13 protein-coding genes are annotated in these 22,093 nt (G+C 73.0%); 6 read left to right on the top strand and 7 right to left on the bottom strand.

Going from position 1 to position 22,093, the window contains the following annotated elements:
• The first annotated feature begins 87 nt into the window (after positions 1–87).
• Positions 88–297 carry a hypothetical protein gene (locus ACFFKU_RS01340; protein WP_380134761.1) on the top strand — a complete coding sequence of 70 codons (210 nt, stop codon included), beginning with the start codon at positions 88–90 and terminating at the stop codon, positions 295–297.
• Positions 298–312: 15 nt separating this feature from the next.
• Here ACFFKU_RS01340 and ACFFKU_RS01335 read toward each other — a convergent pair whose 3' ends face one another.
• Together ACFFKU_RS01335 and ACFFKU_RS01330 are read right to left on the bottom strand one after the other, a co-directional pair.
• On the bottom strand, positions 313–606 hold the full coding sequence (locus tag ACFFKU_RS01335; protein WP_380134759.1) for a hypothetical protein: 294 nt from the start codon (positions 604–606) through the stop codon (positions 313–315).
• Between the two features lie 719 nt (positions 607–1,325).
• Complete coding sequence (locus ACFFKU_RS01330; protein ID WP_380134756.1) at positions 1,326–2,075, bottom strand: hypothetical protein; 750 nt, start codon at positions 2,073–2,075, stop codon at positions 1,326–1,328.
• Positions 2,076–2,083: 8 nt separating this feature from the next.
• Between ACFFKU_RS01330 and ACFFKU_RS01325 the strand changes: the two genes are divergently transcribed.
• Complete coding sequence (locus ACFFKU_RS01325; protein WP_380134754.1) at positions 2,084–3,391, top strand: DNA polymerase domain-containing protein; 1,308 nt, start codon at positions 2,084–2,086, stop codon at positions 3,389–3,391.
• A 201-nt stretch (positions 3,392–3,592) separates the two neighbouring features.
• Here the strand turns inward: ACFFKU_RS01325 and ACFFKU_RS01320 are convergent, their stop codons facing one another.
• Positions 3,593–5,776: a putative bifunctional diguanylate cyclase/phosphodiesterase gene (locus ACFFKU_RS01320; protein WP_380134753.1), complete on the bottom strand. Its 2,184-nt coding sequence runs from the start codon at positions 5,774–5,776 to the stop codon at positions 3,593–3,595.
• A gap of 299 nt (positions 5,777–6,075) precedes the next feature.
• On the opposite strand from ACFFKU_RS01320, the gene ACFFKU_RS01315 reads away from it, so the two are divergent.
• Positions 6,076–8,112, top strand: a complete 2,037-nt coding sequence (locus ACFFKU_RS01315; protein ID WP_380134750.1) for a putative bifunctional diguanylate cyclase/phosphodiesterase — start codon at positions 6,076–6,078, stop codon at positions 8,110–8,112.
• 23 nt (positions 8,113–8,135) lie between these two features.
• Here the strand turns inward: ACFFKU_RS01315 and ACFFKU_RS01310 are convergent, their stop codons facing one another.
• Both ACFFKU_RS01310 and ACFFKU_RS01305 read right to left on the bottom strand, forming a co-directional pair.
• On the bottom strand, positions 8,136–9,263 hold the full coding sequence (locus ACFFKU_RS01310; protein WP_380134748.1) for a heparan-alpha-glucosaminide N-acetyltransferase domain-containing protein: 1,128 nt from the start codon (positions 9,261–9,263) through the stop codon (positions 8,136–8,138).
• A gap of 35 nt (positions 9,264–9,298) precedes the next feature.
• The gene (locus ACFFKU_RS01305) at positions 9,299–11,248 is read right to left on the bottom strand and encodes a hypothetical protein (protein ID WP_380134745.1); all 1,950 of its coding nucleotides are present in this window, start codon (positions 11,246–11,248) and stop codon (positions 9,299–9,301) included.
• Positions 11,249–11,408: 160 nt separating this feature from the next.
• On the opposite strand from ACFFKU_RS01305, the gene ACFFKU_RS01300 reads away from it, so the two are divergent.
• Positions 11,409–13,469 carry a putative bifunctional diguanylate cyclase/phosphodiesterase gene (locus tag ACFFKU_RS01300; protein WP_380134743.1) on the top strand — a complete coding sequence of 687 codons (2,061 nt, stop codon included), beginning with the start codon at positions 11,409–11,411 and terminating at the stop codon, positions 13,467–13,469.
• A 327-nt stretch (positions 13,470–13,796) separates the two neighbouring features.
• Positions 13,797–15,242: an HNH endonuclease signature motif containing protein gene (locus ACFFKU_RS01295; protein ID WP_380134741.1), complete on the top strand. Its 1,446-nt coding sequence runs from the start codon at positions 13,797–13,799 to the stop codon at positions 15,240–15,242.
• A gap of 22 nt (positions 15,243–15,264) precedes the next feature.
• On the opposite strand, the gene ACFFKU_RS01290 is transcribed toward ACFFKU_RS01295, so the two are convergent.
• Both ACFFKU_RS01290 and ACFFKU_RS01285 read right to left on the bottom strand, forming a co-directional pair.
• Positions 15,265–16,215, bottom strand: a complete 951-nt coding sequence (locus ACFFKU_RS01290; protein WP_380134738.1) for a cell wall-binding repeat-containing protein — start codon at positions 16,213–16,215, stop codon at positions 15,265–15,267.
• A gap of 237 nt (positions 16,216–16,452) precedes the next feature.
• Positions 16,453–19,305, bottom strand: coding sequence for a cell wall-binding repeat-containing protein (locus tag ACFFKU_RS01285; protein ID WP_380134735.1), 2,853 nt, complete (start codon positions 19,303–19,305; stop codon positions 16,453–16,455).
• 487 nt (positions 19,306–19,792) lie between these two features.
• Between ACFFKU_RS01285 and ACFFKU_RS01280 the strand changes: the two genes are divergently transcribed.
• Positions 19,793–21,940, top strand: a complete 2,148-nt coding sequence (locus ACFFKU_RS01280) for a SpoIIE family protein phosphatase (protein ID WP_380134734.1) — start codon at positions 19,793–19,795, stop codon at positions 21,938–21,940.
• Positions 21,941–22,093 lie beyond the last annotated feature (153 nt).

The following is a 22,093-nucleotide window of genomic DNA, read 5'->3' as shown; positions in this document are numbered from 1 at the left end:
GAGCACCCCGGCCAACGGCGCGGACCTCCCGGACGGACCGACCACCGACACCCCCGGCGCAGCGTCCCCGACTCCGAGGACCCGACGGTGGGCCCTCCGGTGGACCTCCTCATCCTGGGCCGGACGACGGGTGCCGACAAGGCCCCCCACCACCACGACCCTCAGGCACGGGTGTCCGGGACGCCCCGCAGGGCGTACCGTCGCCGGCACCGAGAGGGGGCTCCCATGACCGAAGGCGGACTCGTCGTCCTGGCGATCATCATCCTCGTGCTCGTGCTGCGCCGCAGCGGGAAGTAGGCGCGGCGAGCGTCCTCAGCCGCGACCGAGCAGCCGAGCGAGCAGCCGGGCGAAGAACCCGCGACGCACGACGGGCGCGACGACGGGGGCCGTGACGGGCGGGGTGGCGACGGGCGTCACGGCGGCAGCGACAGGGGCGACGGTGGCGGGGACGGGCTCGGTCGCGCGCGACGGCGCCTGCAGGCGGGCACCGGCCCGGACCTCGGGGACGTAGGCCCCCTCGTCCAGCTGGGCGGCGGCGAGCAGCAGGGCGGACGCGTCGGTCCGGCCGACGGTCAGGGCACCACGGGTGTTCGGCGAGTCCGGCATCGACATCTCCTCAGGGCGCGGGGGGCGGACCGCCCCTTCATCGACCGTTCCCGGCCCCGACTTGAGCGCCCGTCCGGGGGAGTCCCCGGACCCTCCGATCAAGGTCCGGCCCCGACCTGCCGATGGAGCGGGCCGACGGGGCTCCGACGCCCCAGCGAGGGAGGGGACACCGTGCGAGCGTCCGACGCGAACCGGCTGCGGACCGGCGACTACGTCCTCGTCCGCGGCATCGCCGGGGTCGCGGTCGACGGGCCCGGGCGCCGCGCCCAGGTGCTCTCGGTCACCGCGACCCGGCTCGAGGTGCGGTTCTCGATGAAGGACAAGCCCCTGCACCTCGACGTCACCGGGCCGGGCGAGGTGACCCCCGTCGACAAGCCCTTCCCGCCTACGCCCGTCACCCGGGTCCTCGGCACCGCCGAGACCCCGGCCCGTCCCCGCCGGACGGGCCGGACCGTCGCCGCCGTGCTCGTCGCCGTCGTCGCGGCGGTGGGGGTGTGGTCCTGGTCGGGCGCGGTGTCGGCCAGCCGGGCCGGGAACGGCGGCGGGGCCGACCTGGCCGCGGCCGCGACCCTGGCGGGCGCGGGCACCGGCGGGCCCGAGCGTGTCGGCCCGGAGGGGACGTCGACCGCGACGACCGGCACCGCCACGGCACCGGCCGCGGCCGGTGGTCAGACCACGCGCCCCGGGGTCGGGTCCGCGCCGTCAGCCACCTGCGGGGATCAGAACAGGCAGACCGCCGCCAGCGCGTCGCCCTCCGGGGCCTCCTCGGCCACGAGCAGCGGCGCGATCTCCTGCAGCGCCCACCAGACGCCTCGGGCCGAACCCCATTCCTCGCGCAGCTCGTCGCGCTGGGTCGGGTCACCGCCCAGCGTGCGCGCCGCCGAGTAGAAGGGCGCCGGATCGGCCTGCAGGGCGCGGCACCGTTCAGGGTCGTCCGCTCCGGCGGGCAGCAGCGCCGGGTCCGACTCGGTGCTGAGCGCGGTCAGCGCGTACCCGTTGTCGGCCGTGGCGACGGTGAACGTCCCGGTGATCCGCAGCAGGTCGGCGGCCTGGTTCTCGACCGCGAACGCCGTCGGCTCGTCCGTCGTGAGCCGGAGCGGCCGCACCCCTTCGACGAGGGCGTCCGTCGGCAGCACCACCCGGCCCTCTCCCAGCTCGCTCCCGCTGGGGTCGAAGTCGGCGACCACGTCGAGCTGGACCCGCCGGTTCTCCGTCGCCGCCGCCCGCAGGGTCTGGTTCAGCGCATCGCTGCCGTCGGGGGCCACCACCACGGAGTCCACCAGCGAGGTCGGCGGCTGCTCCTGGGTCCCGCTCGACGTCGGTGCGGACGCGCTCGGTGCCGACGCGCCCGCCGTCGGACCCTCGCCCGGCTCGTCCCCGCCGCACGCGGCCAGCGTCGTCACGGTCACGAGTGCCAGCGCGAGGGCACCGGTGGGACGCAGGAGTCGCCAGGACAGTCGAGTGGTCACAGTCAGACATGGTGTCAGAGCAGAGCGTCACGCGTCAGTGGGCGGGACAGGACCGCCCGGACTGGCTACCGTGCAGCGTGGCCACCTCGACGGGGCACGTCCTCACCCTCGCCGGGCACGACGTCGCCATCACCCACCCGGAGAAGGTCGTCTTCCCCGAGCTGGGCGTCACCAAGCTCGACCTCGTCGAGCACTACCTCGCCGTCGCCGAGGGCGCCCTGCGCGGGGTGGCCGGCCGGCCCATGGTCCTCAAACGCTTCGTGAAGGGCATCGCCGAGGAGGCGGTGTTCCAGAAACGGGCGCCCACCAAGCGACCCGAGTGGTTGGAGGTCGCCGAACTCCGCTACGCCTCGGGCACGTCGGCCGCCGAGACGGTCGTCCGCGACACGGCGGGACTGGCCTACGTCGTCAACCTCAACTGCATCGACCTGAACCCCCACCCGGTCCTGGCCGAGGACCTCGACCACCCGGTCGAACTGCGCATCGATCTCGATCCGGTGCCGGGAGTTCCCTGGGGACAGATCGTCGACGTCGCGTTCGTGGTGCGCGAGGTGCTGCTCGACCACGGTCTGACCGCCTGGCCCAAGACGTCCGGGTCGCGGGGCATCCACGTCTACGCCCCCGTGCACCACGAACCCGGGGTGCAGGTGTGGACCTATCCGCAGTTGCGGCGGGCCGCCGAGACGGTCGCCCGCGAGGTCGAGAACCGGGCCCCGGATCTCGCGACGTCGAGGTGGTGGAAGGAGGAACGCGAAGGCGTGTTCGTCGACTTCAACCAGAACGCCAAGGACCGGACGGTCGCCTCGGCCTGGTCGGTGCGCGCCACTCCCGACGCCCGGGTCTCGATGCCGCTGACCTGGGACGAGGTCCGCGACGTCGACCCGGCCGAGCACACCATCCGCACCGCGGCGGGCAGGTTCGCGGAGATCGGCGACCCGTGGGCCGGGATGGACGACGTGGCGGGGTCCCTGCAACCCCTGCTCGATCTCGCCAAGGCCCTCGGGCCCGCCGAGAAACCCCCGAAGGGGACCGGCCGACGGACCATGACGATGCCCCTGGTCGAGATCGCCCGGACCCGGACGAAACCCGAGGCCCTCGACCTGGTCCAGGTGTGGCGCGACGCCCACCCCGCCGTGGCCGCCCACCTGCACGAGGCCGACGTCCTGGTGGACGGGATGCGGGGCAGCAGTTCGCTCTGGTACCGCGTGCGGATCAACCTCCAGCACGTCCCCGAGGAGCAACGCCCCGAGCAGGGGGATCTCCTGGCGGACTACAACCCCTGGACGAACTACCGGGGTCCGCAGCGACCGTCCTGAGACGGTCGCCACTCCCCCGACCTCACCCGCGGGACGCGGCCCCTCACGAGTACCGGTCCGACCCGAACGTGTCCGGGCCGATGCGAGGGAGATCGTCGCCGACGCGCAACCGGCGCTGCGGGACCGGGTCCGGGGCCGAGGGGGCGGGAGCGGACGCGCAGACCTCCGTGGGCGGCGCGGCGTCGCGTCCGACGCCGCGACCTAGCGTCCCCCGGGTCGGTCGGGACGGCCCGGCCCCACGACGTCCGCCGCGGCCCGCCCCACGAGCTCGCGCGGACCCGGCTGACGCGCCCGCACCCAGTCCAGGAGTTCCACCACCGGCAGGGCCGGGGTCAGGGCGAAACCCTGCACCAGGTCGCAACCCAGCAGCCGCAACGCCTCCACGACGACGGTGTCCTCGGCCCCCTCCGCGACCACCCGCAGCCCCAGCCGGTGGGCCAGGTCGACCGTGGCGGCCACGATCGTGGCGACCCGGGGGTCCTCGACGACCCGGGCGCAGAAACTCCGGTCGATCTTGAGCTCGTGCGCCGGGAGGTCGTTCAGGTACGACAGCGACGAGTACCCCGTGCCGTAGTCGTCGATGCTCAGCTCGAACCCCGCGACGACGAGCGAGGAGCAGACCGCGAGCGCCAGGTCGGCGTCGGCCATCAGCGTCGTCTCCGTGACCTCCAGGACGATGTCGCCCGCGACGGCCCCCGGTGCCAGCGCGGCGAGCAGGGCGGCGGGCAGCCCGGGGTCGGAGAGGCACCCGGCCGACAGGTTCACCGACATCCGTGGTCGCCGACCGGTCCCTCCGGGACCGGTCGGCGGGAACCGGGACAGGTCCCGACTCGCCGTGGCCAGCACGAACACGGTGAGGTCCGGCATCCGCCCGAGGTTCTCGACCAGGGTCAGGAACTCGACCGGGGGGACGGGACCGCGACGGGGGTGCCTCCACCGGACCAGGGCCTCGAGGCCCCGGACCGATCCGTCGTCCAGACCGACCTGCGGTTGGTAGTGCACCTCGAAGGGGAGCGCGCCCGTCTCGAAGGCGAGGCGCAGGTCCTCGGTCAGGGCGAGCCGCTCCTGGTGCGACCGGTCGCTCTCCGGGTCGAAGACCGCCACCCCGGCGCCGGTGGCCTTGGCCGCGTACATCGCGACGTCGGCCCGTCGCAGCAGGTCCGTGTGCTGGTGGCGACCGCTCCAGGCCACGCCGACGCTGAGGTCGACGTCCACACGGGACCCCGGTCCGAGGAGTTCGGCCGCGCGCAGGAGCTCGGTCGCGACGTCGGTGCGGACCCGGGCGGCGAGGTCGACCGCGTGCGCCTGGTCCGGGTCTCCGACGAGCACCGCGAACTCGTCACCACCGAGGCGGGCCGCGAGCGCGGCGCCCGGGACGACGTCGTTCAGCACCCGACCGACCCGGGCCAGCAGACGGTCACCGGCCTCGTGCCCGTGCCGGTCGTTGAGCTTCTTGAACCGGTCGAGGTCCAGCAGCAGCAGCGCCGTCGGTTCGCGGGTCCGCGTCACCTCGGCGAGCCGCTGGTTCAGGGCCCGGCGGTTCGCCAGCCCCGTGAGGTCGTCCGTGAGCGCCTCCACCCGTCGCTGGGCGAGGCTGGCCAGGTCGCGGATGGTCGTGGCCGCGCGCGTGCTCACCCCGGCGACCGCCGCGACCGCGAACGCCACCACGGTCGTCGTGCGGTCCGGGGGGAACCGGGTCGCGACCACGAGGGCGGTCATCGCCGCCGAGAGGACGACCAGGGCCCCCACGACCGCCGACTGGGGCGTGACGATCTGGGTGGTGGTGCGGGCGGCGGGGAGCAGACGAGCCGCGCCGAGCCCGAGGCCGAAGGTCGCGGTGGAGACCAGGCCGAGGGTCGGTGACGGGCCGCCCCCCGTTCCCGCGAGCTGCCATCCCGCGGCGACACCGGCGCCCGCCACCCCGAGGCTCATCACCCACGGCCGCGGGTCGCGCGTGAGCGCCGCCAGCGACGCCACCGTGAGCGTCGAGCCCAGGACGATGACGAGGGCCGAGATCTGCAGGACGGCCAGCTGCTCGACCGGGCCGACGACGCGCCCGTCGACGTGCAGGAGCAGCAGGTTGACGAGTGCGGCCAGGGCCAGGGTGCCGCTCAACCCGTTGAGGTGGTCCCCGGGATCGGCCACCGCCGAGGAGTCGCGGTTCCAGGCGAGCAGCCCCTGGTAGAGACAGGCCGCCGCCAGCACGCTGCTCAGGGCGGCCGCCGACCCGGCAGGGGTGTCCGAGCCCGCCGCCTGCGCGAGGACGAGGGTCAGCGTGGTCCCGACCGCCAGGGTCCAGAGTGCGCGACGCACCCAGCGCCACAGGGCGTCCTCGCTGGCTACCGGGCCACGTCGGGCCGCGGCCGGCGCGGGATGTCTGGTCATCGGACCCTTCTCGGTACTGAAGGTGGGCCCGACTGGCTGCAGGTCGGTGGAACATCGGCGCGACGGCCCGCCCGGCGGACCCCGACCGGGCAGGACCACCCCCTCGGGTGAAGATCGGCGCCCGCCGAGCGGCACGTCCGCCCGGGCACCGCCACGCGGGTGATCCCCGCCGGGGCCCGTTCAAGCCGTCGTCCCTGTCGGCCGATGTTCGGGACGACCCGGAACCACCGGGGCGGCCTCGGCGGACGGGAGGGCAGGGCGTGGTCCGGTTCCGTCGGCGCCCGATCCGGCCGGACCGCGTGACGGCTCTGCTGACCGTCGCCGGGGTGCTCACCACCCCGGCCGGGGCCCTCGCGCTCGTCGGGCCGGCTCCGGTGTGGTCGCTGCTGCTGGGCCTGCTGGGGCTGGGTTCGCTCTACCTGGGTCAGGTCTTCCTGCTGCGGCAACGGGTCCGGGTCGAGGTGCGCAGCAGCTGGCTGGACCCCATCGGTTGGACCCTGGCCGGCGCCGCCGCGATGATCGGGCTGGTCGGGCCGGCCTACCAGCGTCTGGCCGGGATCGACCTGGCCCAGGCCGACCTGTCGATGGCCTCGGTCGCCCTGTCCCTGAGCTCCGCCCTGTTCGCGGCGTCCACCGTCGTGCGGTGCGGGGTGCGCGAAGACCCCCGGGTCGGCTGGCTGTCCCTCGGCGCGGTGAGCATCCTCGGCTCGCAGGTGCTGCTGATGCTGCACGCGGTCGGCGTCGGGATCCCTCTCCTCACGGCGCAGCTCAGCATGGCCGTGACGTCGTTCGCCTACCTCGCCGTGCTCTACGCCCGGCCCGAGACGCTGCCCCCGCGCCGTCCGATGCCCTGGCGCCAGCACGTGCTGAGCGGCCTGGTCACCACCCTCACCGCCCTCGTCGTGATCCTCGGCGTCGACCGGTCGGCGCCGATGGTCCCGGCCCTGGCCCTGGCCGTGGGGGCCATCGGCTGCGTCGGCGTCATCGCCTACGTGACGGTGCGCGACGTGGTCGCCCTGCAGGGCTCGCACGAGGAGGCCCTGACCGACGAGCTCACCGGACTGGCGAACCGCCGGGCCCTGCTGCGGGCGCTGGCCGGTGGCCCGCACGGACAGTACGGCGCGGCCCTCCTCCTGCTGGATCTCAACCGCTTCAAGCAGGTGAACGACGGGCTCGGTCATCACGCGGGTGACACCCTGCTGCGCCAGGTCGCCCGCCGGTTGCGGGGTGAGATCCCCCCGGAGGCCGTACTCGCCCGGATCGGCGGCGACGAGTTCGCGGTCCTCCTGCCCGGCGCCGGCGCGCTCGACGCCGCCACCCTGGCGGACACCCTCACCCAGGCGTTGCGCACCGACTTCTCCCTCTCCGACCACGTCGTGAACGTGGGGGCGAGCCTGGGGATGGCGGTCGTCGAACCGGGGTGCTGGAACCCACCCTTCGAGGCCGCCGCGGCGGAACTGATGCGGCAGGCCGACACCGCCATGTACGTCGCCAAGGCCGAGGGACGCGGTCCCGTCCTGCACGAGGAACGGCACGACGACGACGCCCGCACCCGGCTCACCTTGCTCGAGGAACTGCGCAAGGCGTTGCGCGCCGGGCACATCGGTCTCCACTACCAGCCGCAGGTGGACGTCCGCGACGGCCGGGTCCGGGGGGTCGAGGCGCTGGTCCGGTGGCAGCACACCACGCGCGGCACGATCTCCCCGTTCCACTTCCTCCCGCTGGCCGAGGACGCCGGGTTGATGCCCGAGATCACCGCCACCGTGCTCGAGCAGGCCGTCCGGCAGGCCGCCGAGTGGTACCGCACGGGGTTCGCCGTCCCGGTCTCGGTGAACCTCAGCGCCGACGACATCACCCCCGACCTCGAGACCACGATCACCGCTCTCCTGCGCAAGCACCGGCTGCCCCCGGAAGGCCTGGTCCTGGAGATCACCGAGACCTCCGTCATGCACGACCCGACCGCCGCGGCGATGGTGCTGCGCGGCATCCGGGAACTCGGTGCGGGGGTGAGCCTCGACGACTACGGGACGGGCCACTCCTCCCTCACCCTGCTGCTCCGCCTGCCGGTCACGGAGGTCAAGATCGACCGCTCGTTCGTCTCGTCGTTGCCCGACGACGCCCGGCACACCGCCGTCATCCGGTCGACGATCGAACTGGCCCACTCCCTCGGGATGCACGTCGTCGCCGAGGGGGTCGAGACCCACGCCATGCTGGGCGCGCTGCGCGAACTCGGCTGCGACATCAGCCAGGGCTACCTGCACTCCCCACCCGTACCGCCCGCGGAACTCCCCGGGATCCTGCGGCACAGCGGGGTCGCGGTGCTGGCCGACCGCTGAGGCGCCTCCCCCGGGGCGACCCGTCAGGGCCGCAGGTAGATGCGGAACCGGTGCAGCACGGCGGCGACGAGCGTCCAGGCGAGGACCGCGGCGACGGAGAACGCGAGTTGTTCGTGCCCGGTCAGGGACGACGCTCGCGTGATGCCGTCGGCGATGCGGGTGGGCAGGTCGACCCCCTGCGCGTCGACGCTGCGGGTGAGCAGGGCCATCGCCACGTGCGAACCGAAGTAGACGAGCAGGCTGTTGCGGCCCAGTGCGATCAGCGGCCAGACCGCGCCGCGGACGACCGCCGGGTTCCGCGGTCGGTCCAGGAGCAGGTGCGCCATGAGCAGGACGACCAGGACTCCCGCGGCGACGGACAACCCGAACGGCGGGGTCCACAACCGTTTCATCGTCGGGAGGTCGACGCCGGCCAGGGCCTGCGGGACGACGGAACAGGCCCAGGCCAGACCGGCGGCACCCAGCGCGAGGGCCAGGCCGGGCAGGGCGGAACGTCCGGGACGGGCCAGCAGGAGATGCCCCAGGGTCACCCCGGCCGACGCGCTGACCAGGGCCCCGAGGATGGCGACGAGCCCCTCCGGGTCGTGCCCGAGAACTCCCCCGGCGTACATGTGGCCCGGCCCGAGCCAGGCGAGGTCGACGACACCCGAGGGGTTGCACTCCGGCGTGAGCGTGCGTCCCGGGCAGTCCCGGGCGGAGAGGGTCAGGACGACCGTGGAGGCCGCGGCCAGCAGGACCGTCAGCAGCGCCCAGCCGCGCCAGTCCCGGGTGACGAGGTGCAGCAGGGCCAGCACCAGCACGACGACCGCGTAGAGCTGCAGGACGCCGGTGAAGCGCCAGGTGTCGGGCACCCAGGAGTTCAGGACGAGGGCGTTGTAGAGCAGTCCCACCGCGACGAGGACGAGGATGCGTCGGCCCAGGCTGCGGACGTCGGTCCGGCGGTGCATGGCGAAACCCAGACCGCACCCCGTGAGGGTGACGAACGTGGGGAACACCAGGTCGACGACCCCGACCCCGGCCCACTTCGCGTGGTTGAACCAGGTCGGGACGTCGACGAGCACGAGGCTGTCCACGGACACGCTCACCACGAGCATGAGGCCACGGACCACGTCGAGACTCTGCAACCGGAGCCGGGACGGCGAGGAACCCACCCGGCCACTCTGCCCCACCCGGGGCGGGGAGACCGTCAGCCGCGCGTCACGACCGTCCGCCCGGTCCCGAACGAGTAGGTGATGGAACCGTGCTGGAACGTCTGCACGACCCCGCCGGGGACGGCGGTCTCCTCACCGGTGGGGTATCCGAGGGTGGAGTTCTCCCAACCCAGCGAGGCCCACCGGTCGCGGATGGCCCCCTTCACGACGTGCGCACCCCCGAGCGGGCTCCAGTAGATGGAACCGTGCTCGAACCGGGTGAACGCCCCACCGCGCAACGGGATCTCGTCGGTGACCGGGAGGCCGAGGCTGGAACGGTTCAACCCGGCGGCGCGGTAACGCTGCAGGATCGCCCCGCGCACGACGACCGTCCGGTCCCCGCGACGCACCGCGATCGTGCCGTCCGGTCGCTCGGTCACCGGGGAGAGCTGCCGCGAGGGCGGCCGGGTCGGGGTGGGGCTCGAGGTCGGGCGGGTGGTGGTCGGGCGGGTGGTGGGGTTCGACGTGGGACGGGTCGTCGGGGTGCCGGTGGGCGACGTGGTGCGCGTCGGGGTGGACGTCGGCGTGGCCGTCGGGGTGGAGGTCGGGGCGCTGGTGGGCGCCGCGGTCGGGGTGGACGTCGGGGTGCTGGTCGGGGTTTCCGCTCCCAGGGCCACCTGGACGGTCGCGGAGGTCCCGTCGACCGTCGTGGTGGTGATGCGGACCTGCCCGCTCGCCGAGGTGAAGGTGGAACCCGCGGTCAGGATCCAGTTCCGGTCGGTGCTGGACCCGGTGGGGGTCGCGTCCAGGACGACGCTGCCCCCCGACTGCGAGTCGTCGGCCTTGGTGATCCGCACCCCACGCGGCATGGACGTCAGCGAGGCCGACGACCGGGCGTCGCCCGACCAGTTGCCCCGCAGCTCGACGAAGTAGGTCCCCCGCCCGGCCGGGTCGGGGATGCGCAGACCGTGGGCGGCGCCGTCGGTCCGGACCGGCAGGGCGGCGACGGTGTAGCTGCCCGCGGATCCGACCGTGCGGATGCCCGCCGTCTGCAGGCCGAGCCGGGACTGCCCGGCCACGCCGAGGCTGCCGTACCCGAGCTGCCCCGAGGGGCCCATCACGTCGAACCAGTCCCCGTAGGAGACCCAGGTCCCGGTGCAGGAGGCGCACCCGCACCCCCAGGTCGAACCGTTCCAGGTGACGTCGGCCGACGCGCTGCAGTACACGGCGTTGGCGTGGTTCAGGCTGAGGTTGTGGCCGAGTTCGTGCGCCCAGAGGCTCGACGCGGTGTCGGTGACGTAGAGGGCACCGTTCGCGGCCGACGAGGAACCGATGGTGCCCTTGCCGTAGGCGTCGCAGGCCCGCGACGTGTACGCCTGGCGGGGGACGACCACGACGAGGTGCTCCCGGGCCGCACCGGTCCACCCGGTGCGGGCGGCGGCCTCGTTCCAGAGGTTCCCCACGTCCGAGCAGGGGTAGGTCGAGGTGTACCAGCCCGTCACGGGGGCGGCGAGGGTGAAACTCACCTTCCCCTCGGTCTGGTCCGACCAGTACTGCGAGGCGGCGGCGAGGGAGTTCTCCGCGTCCTGCGCGGTCATGGGGTTCGCGTCCTGGCCGGCGCCGGCGGGCACCACCATCGCGATGCGCACGGTGTGCGGGGCCGACGAGGAGCCGGTGGACTGCGGGCGCGCCGGAGCCGAGACGTCCTGCACGGACAGGACCCGCAGGGTGTCGGCGTCGGCATCGCTGACCCGCACGGTCACCTCCGAACCCGGGGCGACCCGGTCGAGCCGCTGGTTCCCGACGGCCCGGAGGTCGAACCCGGCCCCGTCGCCGAGGTCGAGGTAGGTGGTGGGGCTGCCGTCGGTCCCGGAGTCGGCGATGCGGACGACCGTGCCCACCAGCTCCTCCCCGGTCAGGGCGTGCGCCGGCAGCGGACCCGTCCCGAGGAGGGGGGCCAGCGCCAGCGCGAGGACCAGGGGCGTGCGGGCGCGACGGGAGCGCATCGGGGGGTTCACCGATGAGGGATCGGTCGCGGGACCCCCGGTCTCGATGGTCCGGGCGGGTGATCCGTCCACCACCCCGCGGTCAAGGAACCACGGGACGGGGCCGATCATGGGACGGAGTCCCGGGAGGCCGGGGCCGGAGCCCGGGCGGGGGACGGTCGTGCTGCAGGTCGTGTCCTACTACCGCCGGGGCGGCCTCGCGTCGGCGCTGATGGTGGTCGCGGTGACCCTCCAGGCGCCGGCCGTCGCCACGAGCGTCGTCGGCCGGGCCCCGTCCTGGGCCCTCGCGCTGGCGGTCCTGGGGCAGGCGGTCGTGCTCAACGCCCAGGTGCTCCTGCTGCGTCGCCGGGTCACCTCGATTCCCTGGAGCAGCCACGTCGAGATCGCGACGAGCGTGCTCTCGTGGGGTGCGCTGCTGGTCTGGCTGGGCGCGGAGACCCTCTCCGGCACCGACGGCACCGGCACCACCTGGGCCTGGCTCGCCCTCGCCGCCGCCCTCGTGTCCGCGACCCTGGCCGGGGCCAGCGTCGCGATGTGCCGGCCGCGCCCGGACCTGCGTCTCCTCGCCCTGCTGGCGGGTTCCACGGCCGGGTTCCTGCTCCAGGTCCTGCTCCACGTCGACGACGCCACGTCCCCCGTGCCCGGGGCAGCCCGGGTCGTCCTGGGCGCCCTGGTCGCAGCGAGCTTCCTGGTTTCCCTCGGGGAGCAACCGGTCGTGCCGCGCTCCGCGCCCCGGCCCCGCTGGGCCCGCGAGTTCGCCACCGGCGCCCTGTCCGGGGCGATGGCCCTGGTCGTCCTGACCGTGAGCGGACACGTCGACGTCCCGTCGTCGGCGGTTCTGCTGGCCGCCCTCTCGGTGGCCACCGGGTTCGTCCGGGCCGGGCTGGTGGTCCGCGAGTTCCTGGCCCTGCAGGCCTCCCGGGAGGAGGCGACGACCGACGAGCTGACCACCCTGCCGAACCGCCGGGCCCTGCTGCGAGCCCTCGGCCGGAGGGTGACCCGGGGTTCCGGCGCGACGCTGCTGCTGCTGGACCTCGACCGGTTCAAAGAGGTGAACGACACCCTCGGCCACCACGTCGGCGACGAGCTGCTCCGCCAGGTGGGCGCGCGGATGCGGGCCACGGTGCCGACCCCCGCCCTCGCCTCCCGGTTGGGAGGTGACGAGTTCGCGATCCTGCTGCCCTTCGCCGATCCCGGGAGGGCCGAGGCGGTCGCCCGGCAGGTCGAGACGGTTCTGGGCCAGGGTTTCGACCTCGGCACCCACGTCGTCACCGTCCAGGCCAGCATCGGCGTGGCCCTGTTCGACCCCTCCGCGCACCAGGATGACGACCCGGGGATGACTGCGGTGGAACTCCTCCGTCGCGCCGACGTCGCCATGTACGCGGCCAAGGGGAACGACCTCGGGCCCGTCCTGCACGAGGAGACGCTGGACGAACGGACCAGGACCCGCGTGCGGGAACTCGCCGAACTGCGGAACGCCCTCGAGCGCGGCGAGATCGTCCTGCACTACCAACCGCAGGTCGACGTCGTCTCGGGATCCCTGCGCGGCCTCGAGGCCCTGGCCCGCTGGGACCGCCCCGGGCGAGGCGTCCTGCCCCCGCCCGCGTTCCTCCCGCTCGCCGAGGAGACCGGCCTCATGCCGGCGATCACGAGGGCTGTCCTGGAGCAGGCCGTCCGGCAGGCGGGTACCTGGAACGCCGCCGGGCTCGCAGTTCCCGTCTCGGTGAACCTGGCCGCTGCGGACGTCCACCCGGGTCTGGTCCCCACCGTCGCCGACCTCCTCACCGCGTCCGGGCTCCCCGCGAACCTGCTCGTCCTGGAGATCACCGAGACCTCCGTGCTGCACGATCCCGACGCGGCAGCCGCGGTCCTGACCGAGCTGCGGGACCTCGGGGTCGGGGTGAGCCTCGACGACTACGGCACCGGGCACTCGTCGCTGCTGCTGCTGCTCCACCTCCCCGTGAACGAGGTGAAGATCGACCGCTCGTTCGTGGCGCAGCTCCTGCACGACGAGCGCCACCTGGCGGTCATCAGTTCCTCGATCGACCTGGCCCACCGGCTCGGCATGGTCGTCGTCGCCGAAGGGGTCGAGACGGAGGCGATGCTGGACCGGTTGGCGCAGCTGGGGTGTGACGTCAGCCAGGGGTATCTGCACTCGCCACCCCGGCCCGTCGCCGACCTCTTCCCGGCCCTGGGCACGATCGCGGTACCGGGTTCCTGACCGGGGTGGGGGCATGGACCGCGGCGACCGCGGCGGCTCCCCCGACCGGTCGTCCCCGTACGCCCAGGGAGGTGCCGACGGTCGTTCCAGGCCGCGGTCGCCGCAGGCAGGAAGGTGAACCCGCGGCGGCGGAACTCACGCCATCACGGTAGCTCTCCGTTGTCACTCGCGCACGTCTGGTCACAGATTTCGTGTCGCGGAAGGGTTCCCGATTCTCGCACGGAGGGGATCGTCAAGGCGCCGATATGGGCTGTAACTGTTGCTGTGCAACGGATTAGGGGGTCGGAAGACCTTGATCGGACAACCTTGTTCGGATGATATTCGGACATGGACGCAGGGGTAGTCATGCCGGTGGACAACTCGGTCGAACTGGCGCCTCGCGACGCCCTGGCCGAGCTGTTGCAGGCCTCCGAACGCCTCCGCTCCACCGGACACGCGATGGCCATCGACGCCGTGGTCGCGCTGCTGGACTGGGTCCGTCGCGAGCACCCCGACGTGGCCCGCGCCCGCGACCTCGGTTGCACCCGCGACGGGGAGGAACTCACCCTCGAACTCCTCGACCACCTGGTGGCCGAGGTGGCGGCGATGATCCTGGCCGAGGCTCGACACCTGTCCCACCTGCAAGCCGTGGGGCAGGTCGGCGACGCGGAGGACGCCCTCCAGGACCCGGCCCTGCACGACGCCTACCGGGCCGGGAACATCACGTTCACCCACCGCGCGGTCGTCCGCCGCGCCCACGACCGCCTCGCCGCCCGCGAAGCCACCCTCGTCCCCATCGAGGGTTCGGAGGGTGTTCGGGTGGGCGCGTTCGGCGAACCCGTTCTCGACGGCGACACACTCGCTGCCGCCCGGGCGGAGTTGACCGCCTCGGCGCTGGCCCACATCGCCACTGCTCATCCCACCCCGCAGCAGTTGACCCGGCACTGCACGAAGGTCATCCGGCGGTTGACCCCCGAGCACGTCCCGGTCGCGGTGCGGGTCGCGGACGCGAACCGTCACGTCAGCGTCGACCTGTGCGACACCGGTGAGGACTCCGGCCTCTCCGCGCACCTCACCGCCCTGGTCGGCAAGGACGTCGCGCTGCGCTTCGACCGGTGGTTGACCGCCGCCGCCGACGCGGCCGCCGACCACGCCACGGCCACCGGAACCCGTGACCACCGGACGCATCAGCAGCGTCGCGCCGACGTGTTCACCGACGTCCTGACCACCGCGATGCGCGACGGCGTCCCCGCCTTCTCCGACCCCACCATGCCGGCGGAGCCCGGTGAGGTGAACCCGGTCAAGCACGTCCGCACCCACCGCCCCGCGTCCAGCACCACCGTCCACGTCACCATCGCGGCCAGGACGTTGTTGGGGTTGGACGACGAACCCGGTGAGGTCGCCGGGATCGGACCGGTCCCCGCCGCCCTGGCCCGCGCCCTGGCCGCCGACGGGGACTGGCGAAGAATCCTTACCGACCCGGTGTCGGGCGAGGTTCTGGACGTGTCTCCGCGGGTCTACCGCCCCGGCGCCGCGTTGCGACGGTTCGTGCAGGCGAGGGATCGGACCTGCACCACCCCGGGCTGCTTGGTGCCCGCGATCGACTGCGACCTTGACCACCGGGTCCCGTTCGAGGAGGGCGGGCGGACGGTCCGGTCGAACCTGCACGCCTCCTGCCGCCGGCACCACCGGCAGAAGACGCTGTACGTGTTCGAGCACCGTGCCGCCCACCGTCGACGCCAGCGGAACACCGGAACGTCGCGGTGGGGCAGGCCGGACGAACCACCGTTCTGAGGGGGCGGGTTCTGGACGTGACTCAGGGACGCGCGGCCCCGACGAAGACGACGTTGTCCGGCCGCCGACGCTCCAACTCGACCGCGGTCTCGACCGGGGTCGACCCGACCTGGGTCAGGAGGAGCGGGGCGTCGATCTCGGCCGCGAACGGACCGGCCGCCAACGCGTCGGGGTAGTTGTCACCGACCGCGAGAACCGCGGTGTCGTTGCCCGGGAAGAAGCGTTGCCCGACCGCAACGGCGGTGGCGTAGCGCGTGTTCCCCCCGAGCCGCTCGAACGAGGCGTTCTGGAACCCGAGGGCCCGGATCTGGTCGATCACGGCCGGACTGATCGCGCCCTCTCCCCCGAGGACGAAGAACCGACTGGGTCGGAGGGGCAGGAACTGCTCGGTGAACGCGTCCCGGACCTCGGCCGGAACGGTGTCCCGCCCGACCAGGAGGATCGGCGCACCGAGGCTGCCGGCGGCGGCCGCTCCGGCCAGCGCGTCGGGGAAGTTCTGTCCGGTGGCGAGGAAGGCGGTGTCGGGGTCGTCGAAGAGGATGCGGGCGGTCTGCACGGCCGTCCCGTAGCGGTTGGCCCCCTCGAGCCGCAGCACGCTGTACCCCCGCCGCTCCAGCTCGGTCTCCACCTCGGCGCTCACCGACGTGGTCCCACCGATCACGTAGACGGACCGCGTGCCGAGTCCCTGCAGCTCGTCCCAGGTCGCCTGCGGAACCGAGTAGCGGGACGTCAGCAGGACGCGGCTCTGGTCCGCCCCGGCGGCAGCGCTCGCCGCCAGCGCGTCGGGGAAGTTCTCCCCGGTCGCCAGGTACACCGGCGCGAACTCGGACCCGTCGAAGGCCGCCGACACCAGCGCGGCGGTCTCGAACCGGTTGGCCCCCGAGATCCTCGTGTCCGCGGCCTGGGCGGGGACCGCTCCCACGAGACCGATCGCGACGGCAGCGGACAGGACGGTGAGCACTCGACGTCGCACGACGCCTCCCTGGTGTCGGGCGACTCCGGGCGGAGCCGGCGGTGCGCGCCACCCTCGCTGCGCCCCCGCGGTGACGCAACCGGGACCACCACGAAGACCGGTCCGCCGGGCACGACGAAGCCCCCACCGGTCGAAGATCGGTGGGGGCTGCGTGCGGGACCGTTCGGGTGGAACGGATGACGACCACGTCCGTGGCCGCCACCCGCTCACCGAGCCCGGGTCACCTCATCGACGGTGTCAGCCGTTGGTGATGGCGTGGTTCTTGCCGGTGGTGGCCGAACCCGACGTGGTGTCGGTGTAGACGACCGAGTCTCCGACGCTGATCGCGTCCACCAGCTGCGCCGCGGTGGCGGTGCTGCCGTTGACCGTCCCGGTGCTCCCGGAGGCACCGATGGTCAGGAGCACGTTGCCGACGCTGGTCTGCAGCAGGTACGACGCCGACGGGGTCGCGGTGTTCTTCGTGACCCACAGGACCGTGCCGGAGAACGTCTCGGCCGCGGTGCCCGACTCCGCACCGTTCACCTTGAGGAAGGTGGCCGAGTCGGAACCGGAGAGGTTCACACCGTTCACCGTGGCTGCCGCCGAAACGGTCGCCGAGGTGGCGTCGGCCGCGGTGAGGGTGATCGTCTCGTTGTTGGCACCCGAGGCGATCGTGTCGGTGTAGGTGCCCGTCGCACCGGCGGCCAGGGTCAGGCTCGACCCCGAGGCGGCAGTGGCGCCGGAGATGACGACCGGGTTCGCACCGGTGTTGCGCACCGTGTACGTGACCGGGGTGTTGGCCGCCACGTTGATCGCGTTGCCGCTCTGGTCCACCGTCGTGAAGGTGAAGACCTCGGAGCCGGAGGTGCCGGCAGCGCTGCTGGTGGTCAGGACCTGGTCGTCCGGAGCGGCCAGCGTGGCACCGGTCAGGACCGGGGCGACCCAGGTGGTGGCCGTCGAGGTGAACTGCTGCTCGTTGGACTCACGGATGGCGTTCGGCGTACCGCTCTCCACCCAGATGGTCGGGGTGGCGGTGGTGGCCGCCGCCGAGTAGACCGCGAAGGAGAAGTTCCCGCTCGCGTTCGGGGTGACCGAGACGGTCGCGGCACCGGTGGTGCCGTTGACCGCGGTCGCCCCGGTCGGGGTGGCCGTACCGGCGCCCGGCGTGGTGACCGGCGTGGCGGTGGCGGACGTCCACAGCAGGACCGCCGAGGTGGTGGTGCTGCTGTTGTTGTCCTGCAGCTCGTTCAGACCGATCTCGACGGACCCGGTGTACGGGGTGCCGTACTGGTCGACGACCCGGCCGGAGTAGACGCGCTGCCCACCGTTGCCGATGCTCGCGGTACCGCTGACCGGAGCCGCGGTGAAGGTGTACTGACGGGCGACGAACGTGGTCGCCGGACCCTGGGCCCGGAACTCGTTGGCGTCGATCGCGTTGTCGCTGTCCGAGTCCAGCCAGACCGTCGGCGTCACGGTGGCCCCGGAGGTCGAGGACAGCGTGAACGTCGCGCTCGCGGTGTTGGCCGGGACCGTCACGGTCCCGATGCTGCTGCCGGTCACGGTGGGGGCGGAACCCGAACCGTTGAAACGGACGTCGGCCACCGAGTTGTTGGTGGCGTCGGTGTCGAGCAGGTTGGCCAGCGAGACCTTGAGCGTCGTCGCGGTCGTGTACGGAGCGCCGGTGGCCGGGTCCTGCAGCGTCACCGTGTAGGTGCGGGCGGTGTTGACCCCGACGCTCGACCCACCGGCGGCGGTGACCGCGATGGGCGTGGCGGCGACGCCGACCTGCAGCGAACCGGCGGTCTGGGTGGCGACCTCCGGGGTGGCGGTCACGAACGCGCGGTAGGTGTAGGAACCCGTCGCACCGGTGCTGAAGTTCACCGAGGCGACACCGTCGGAGTTCGTGGTCGCAGTGAGGGTGCGCACGACCGCGCCGCCGCTGTTGAGGACCTCGAAGGTCACGCCGGCGTTGCGCACCGGCGGGGCCACGGTCGAACCGGACGGGATCGCCCCGGTCACGGTCGAGGACAGGGCCACGGTCTGGCCGGCCTGGGCGTAGGTGAACGCGGGCACCGAGATGGCCGCAGCCGTCGTCACGGTGGACGCGGCCTCGTCGGCCGCCTCCACGACACTCTCCGGCAGGACCGAGGTCCCGCCGGCGGCGATGGCGGTGGTCAGGGTCGAGTAGTTGGCGGAGAGGTAACCCTCGGCCTCCTCGCCCAGCGACCCGTCGGCGGTGAAGACGATCGGGTAGTTCTGCGCGGCCGCGACGATGGCCGCGGGCAGCGCGTCGACCGGACGGTTGCCGTTGACGAGCCAGACGCCGGCCTTGGAGAAGGAGTTGCCGTTGGCGATCTGGACCGAGGTGTCGCGACGGTTGTCACCGCGGACGCGGGTCACCGCGTGACCGGCGGCGGAGATGTCGCTCTCGATGTCGGCGGAGACGGCGTTCTCGCCACCGATGATGAAGACGCGGGTGCCGGTGCCCCAGGTCGACAGGGCGTCGACGACGGAGTCAGGGAGCTCGTTCGGCTTGGTCAGCAGGACCGGGATGCCGGAACGGGCGGCGACGGGGGCGATCGCGAGCGCGTCAGCCAGGTCGGTGCCGGTCACCAGGTAGACGGTGTTGGGGGTCGCGCCGTTGAGCTTGGTCTGGGCCACCTCGAGGGCGGTCTCGTACCGGTCGGAACCCTGGACGCGCTCGTCGCCGCCGACCTCGTCGTACACGGCGTCGGAGATCGCGTTGGTGCCACCGACGACCCACACGGTGCTCGGGTTCAGGTCCTCGAGCGCCGCGGCGGTCTCCTCGGGAACGCTGTCGCGCTTCACGTAGAGGATCGGGATGGTGGTCCCGGCGAGGAAGGACGCGGCCAGCGCGTCGACGGGGTTGTCACCGTTGACGACGATGACGTTGCTCGCGCCCGACGTGAAGTAGTCGGTGTTGATCGACGCGGCGGTGGCGAAGCGGTTCTCGGTGCTGCTGGGGCGGGCGACTTCGAAGTTGGGAAGAGCCTGGGCCGGCACAACGGTGCCGAGGCCGGTCAGACCAACAAGAGCCGCGACGCCGGCCCCGATACCACGCCGGCGCAACCGGGAGGTTGCTGCGGTCACGATTGCCTCCAAGGCATATGAAGTGGTGTTCCCCCCCACGGGGGCCGGCCCAGTTGGACCTGTCGTCGCCCTCAGCCGCCGCTACGGAGCGGAGTCTTCCGGTGACAGGGATGAACGTACACGACAGTCACAACAGCAACACGGGGAGTAACGACGAGAGGGGGAGTCACACGCTCAGTCATGACGTTCATACAGCCCGTGACCTGCACGTTTACTGCGTCAGCTTGTTTGTTACAGTTCGATAACGGAGTGTCACACCCGTCGCAGACGTACTCCCCCGCCCCAGATGACCACGACTTCCGGGCCCCCGGCTCCGGGCCGAGCATGGTCACGTCCGACCAGGCGACTGCTTCGATGGGGCCACTGCCTCGACGCGCCGTGATCACGAGCTCCATGATCCGTGACGGAGGGTGAGTCTCGTCGGACTCCCCCGCAGCCCCTCACCCTTGCCCTGCCAGGGCCCCCGCGGTCGGTTAGTGTCGCGGCAATGGACAGGCATCTCTTCGCCCTCACCGAGGGCTCCCTCGCGGACCTGATGCCGACCGTCATGCACGGCGAGCCGGGGGCCGTGCTCCTGGTCGGGGTCGTCGACGGTCTCGTCCACTACGCCAACCCGGTCGCCGAGCAGCTCGCCCCCGGGGTCCAGCTGCCGTGCCTGGTCGACGACTGGTCGCGCGCAGCCCAGTTGCAGGCCGCCGACGGCTCCCCTCTCGACCACCCCGAGCTCGGCCTCGCCACGAACCCCCTGTCGCGGATCGCGAAGGGTCGACCGGTCAACGGAGAGCGCATCTCCGCCGCCCGCGGCTCCGACATGAGCAACGCCCGGGAGGCGCTCTGGGTCATCGGGATCCCCTTCGAGGAGGGGGTCACCGAGGCGCTGGTCGGGATGGCGCTCGTCGTCCTTCTCCCCGTGCGCGAGCTCCATGACGCCGCCGGGAAGCGCGACGAGCTCCGCGGAGCGGCCGAGCGGCTGCACTCACGGGCCGTCGTCGCCAGCGACCTCTCCTTCACCATCTCCGACCCGAACACCCCGGACAACCCGCTGGTCTGGGTGAACCCGGCCTTCGAGCGGGTCACCGGGTACGGGACGGAGATGCTGGGCCAGAACTGCCGGTTCCTGCAGGGGCCGGACACCGACCCCGCGGGGGTGCAACGGATCCGCGAGGCCCTGGCCAAGGGCGAGACCGTCACCGAACTGCTGCTGAACTACCGCAAGGACGGCAGCGCGTTCTGGAACGAGGTCGTCATCTCCCCCGTCCGGGACTCCACCGGGCACATCACCCACCACGTCGGCGTCCAGTCCGACGTCACCGTGCGCGTGCACGCCGAGAGGGAGCGCGACGAGGCCCTGGCCGCCGCGCGCAGCGCCCGCGGCCGCCTCGAGTTCCTGTCCGGGGTGGCCGACACCCTGTCCGCCGAACTCGACCCGCGGACGGCGCAGGACCTGTTGCCCAGCCTGGTCGTCCCCGACCTCGCCCACTGGGCCTTCGCCACACTGGTCGACCACGACGGGTCGCACCGCTCCCGCGGGGGTTTCGTCGTCCGCGCCGCCCACTCCGACCCCGCGCTGAGCGGTTCCGCCCTCCGGTTCGCCGAGAACGCGAGCGTCCTCACCTCGCAGTCGCTCACGGTGCGGGTGCTGCAGGGGCGCACCGGCCCCACCCTCCTGCCCACGATCGCCGACGACGCGCTCACCAGCGGGGTGGCCGACGAGCACGGGCGCCGGCAGCTCCGGGAGCTCGGGCTGGGCAGCGCCATCGTGGTCCCGCTGCGGGCCCGCGGGGAGATCATCGGGGCCCTGACGTTGCTCTCCGGTCCGCACCGGCGGCCCTTCGACGACGAGGACCTGCTGACCGCGGCCGACCTCGGCGCCCGGGCCGGTCTCGCCCTGGAGAACGCGCGGCTCTACGCCCAGCAGCGTCGCAGCAACGAGACGCTCCAACTGGCGATGCTCTCGACCCCCCGCAGCGGATCCGGCCTCGAGGTGGTCACCCGCTACGTCCCGGCCGGGGAGGTCGCCCAGGTCGGCGGCGACTGGTACGACGCCTTCCCGTTGCCCGACGGCTCCACCGTCGTCGTCATCGGCGACGTCATGGGGCACGACGTGTCCGCCGCCGCGGCCATGGGGCAGTTGCGGACCCTCGTCCGCGGGATCGCCTACGACCGGGCGTGCTCGCCCGACGAGGTGCTGCGGCGGATGGACCACGCGCTGGAGGGGCTGGGGGTCTCCAGCCTGGCCACCGTCGTGATCATGCAGATCTCGCCGGCCGAGGGTGGCGAGAACGTGCTGCGCTGGTGCACGGCCGGCCACCTCCCCCCGCTGGTGCGTGAGGCCGACGGCTCGGTCACCGCCCTGCAGGGCGTGGGGTTCATCCTCGGTCTGGGACTCGGCGGGGTCGAGCGGCGCCAGCACGAGCGCATCCTGGCCCCGGGGTCCACGGTGCTGCTCTACACGGACGGTCTCGTGGAACGCCGGGACGAACCCATGGACGTCCGCCTGGCGGAACTGCGCGAGGTCGTCACCGGCTTCGACGACGCACTGCCCCTGGACGAGCTGTGCGACGAGATGCTGCGCCGCATGCTCCCCCACGGCAACGACGACGACGTCGCGATCGTCGGGGTCCGGACCAGCTGACCCCTCCCCGCCCGTCGCGGACGCCGCTGCGCCGTTCGGTGACGTGGGCACCGACTGCGCTACAGATGATCCCCTCCCGCGTCGAAGGCTTGTGAGCACGGTCGACGACCTGCTGCCCGAAGGGTTCGGGCTCGCGATCACGGGGTGGAGCTG

This window comes from Kineococcus gynurae, assembly GCF_042433995.1.
Classification (GTDB): Bacteria; Actinomycetota; Actinomycetes; order Actinomycetales; family Kineococcaceae; genus Kineococcus; species Kineococcus gynurae.
The sequence above is the reverse complement of the archived record's forward strand: the minus strand, read 5'-3'. Positions and strand labels throughout refer to the sequence as shown.

Excerpts from the sequence above, each read along its gene's own strand:
- ACFFKU_RS01335 (WP_380134759.1), bottom strand. The coding sequence starts at position 606 with ATGCCGGACTCGCCGAACACCCGTGGTGCCCTGACCGTCGGCCGGACC.
- ACFFKU_RS01325 (WP_380134754.1), top strand. The coding sequence starts at position 2,084 with ATGGTGTCAGAGCAGAGCGTCACGCGTCAGTGGGCGGGACAGGACCGC.
- ACFFKU_RS01320 (WP_380134753.1), bottom strand. The coding sequence starts at position 5,776 with ATGACCAGACATCCCGCGCCGGCCGCGGCCCGACGTGGCCCGGTAGCC.
- ACFFKU_RS01305 (WP_380134745.1), bottom strand. The coding sequence starts at position 11,248 with ATGCGCTCCCGTCGCGCCCGCACGCCCCTGGTCCTCGCGCTGGCGCTG.
- ACFFKU_RS01295 (WP_380134741.1), top strand. The coding sequence starts at position 13,797 with ATGGACGCAGGGGTAGTCATGCCGGTGGACAACTCGGTCGAACTGGCG.
- ACFFKU_RS01280 (WP_380134734.1), top strand. The coding sequence starts at position 19,793 with ATGGACAGGCATCTCTTCGCCCTCACCGAGGGCTCCCTCGCGGACCTG.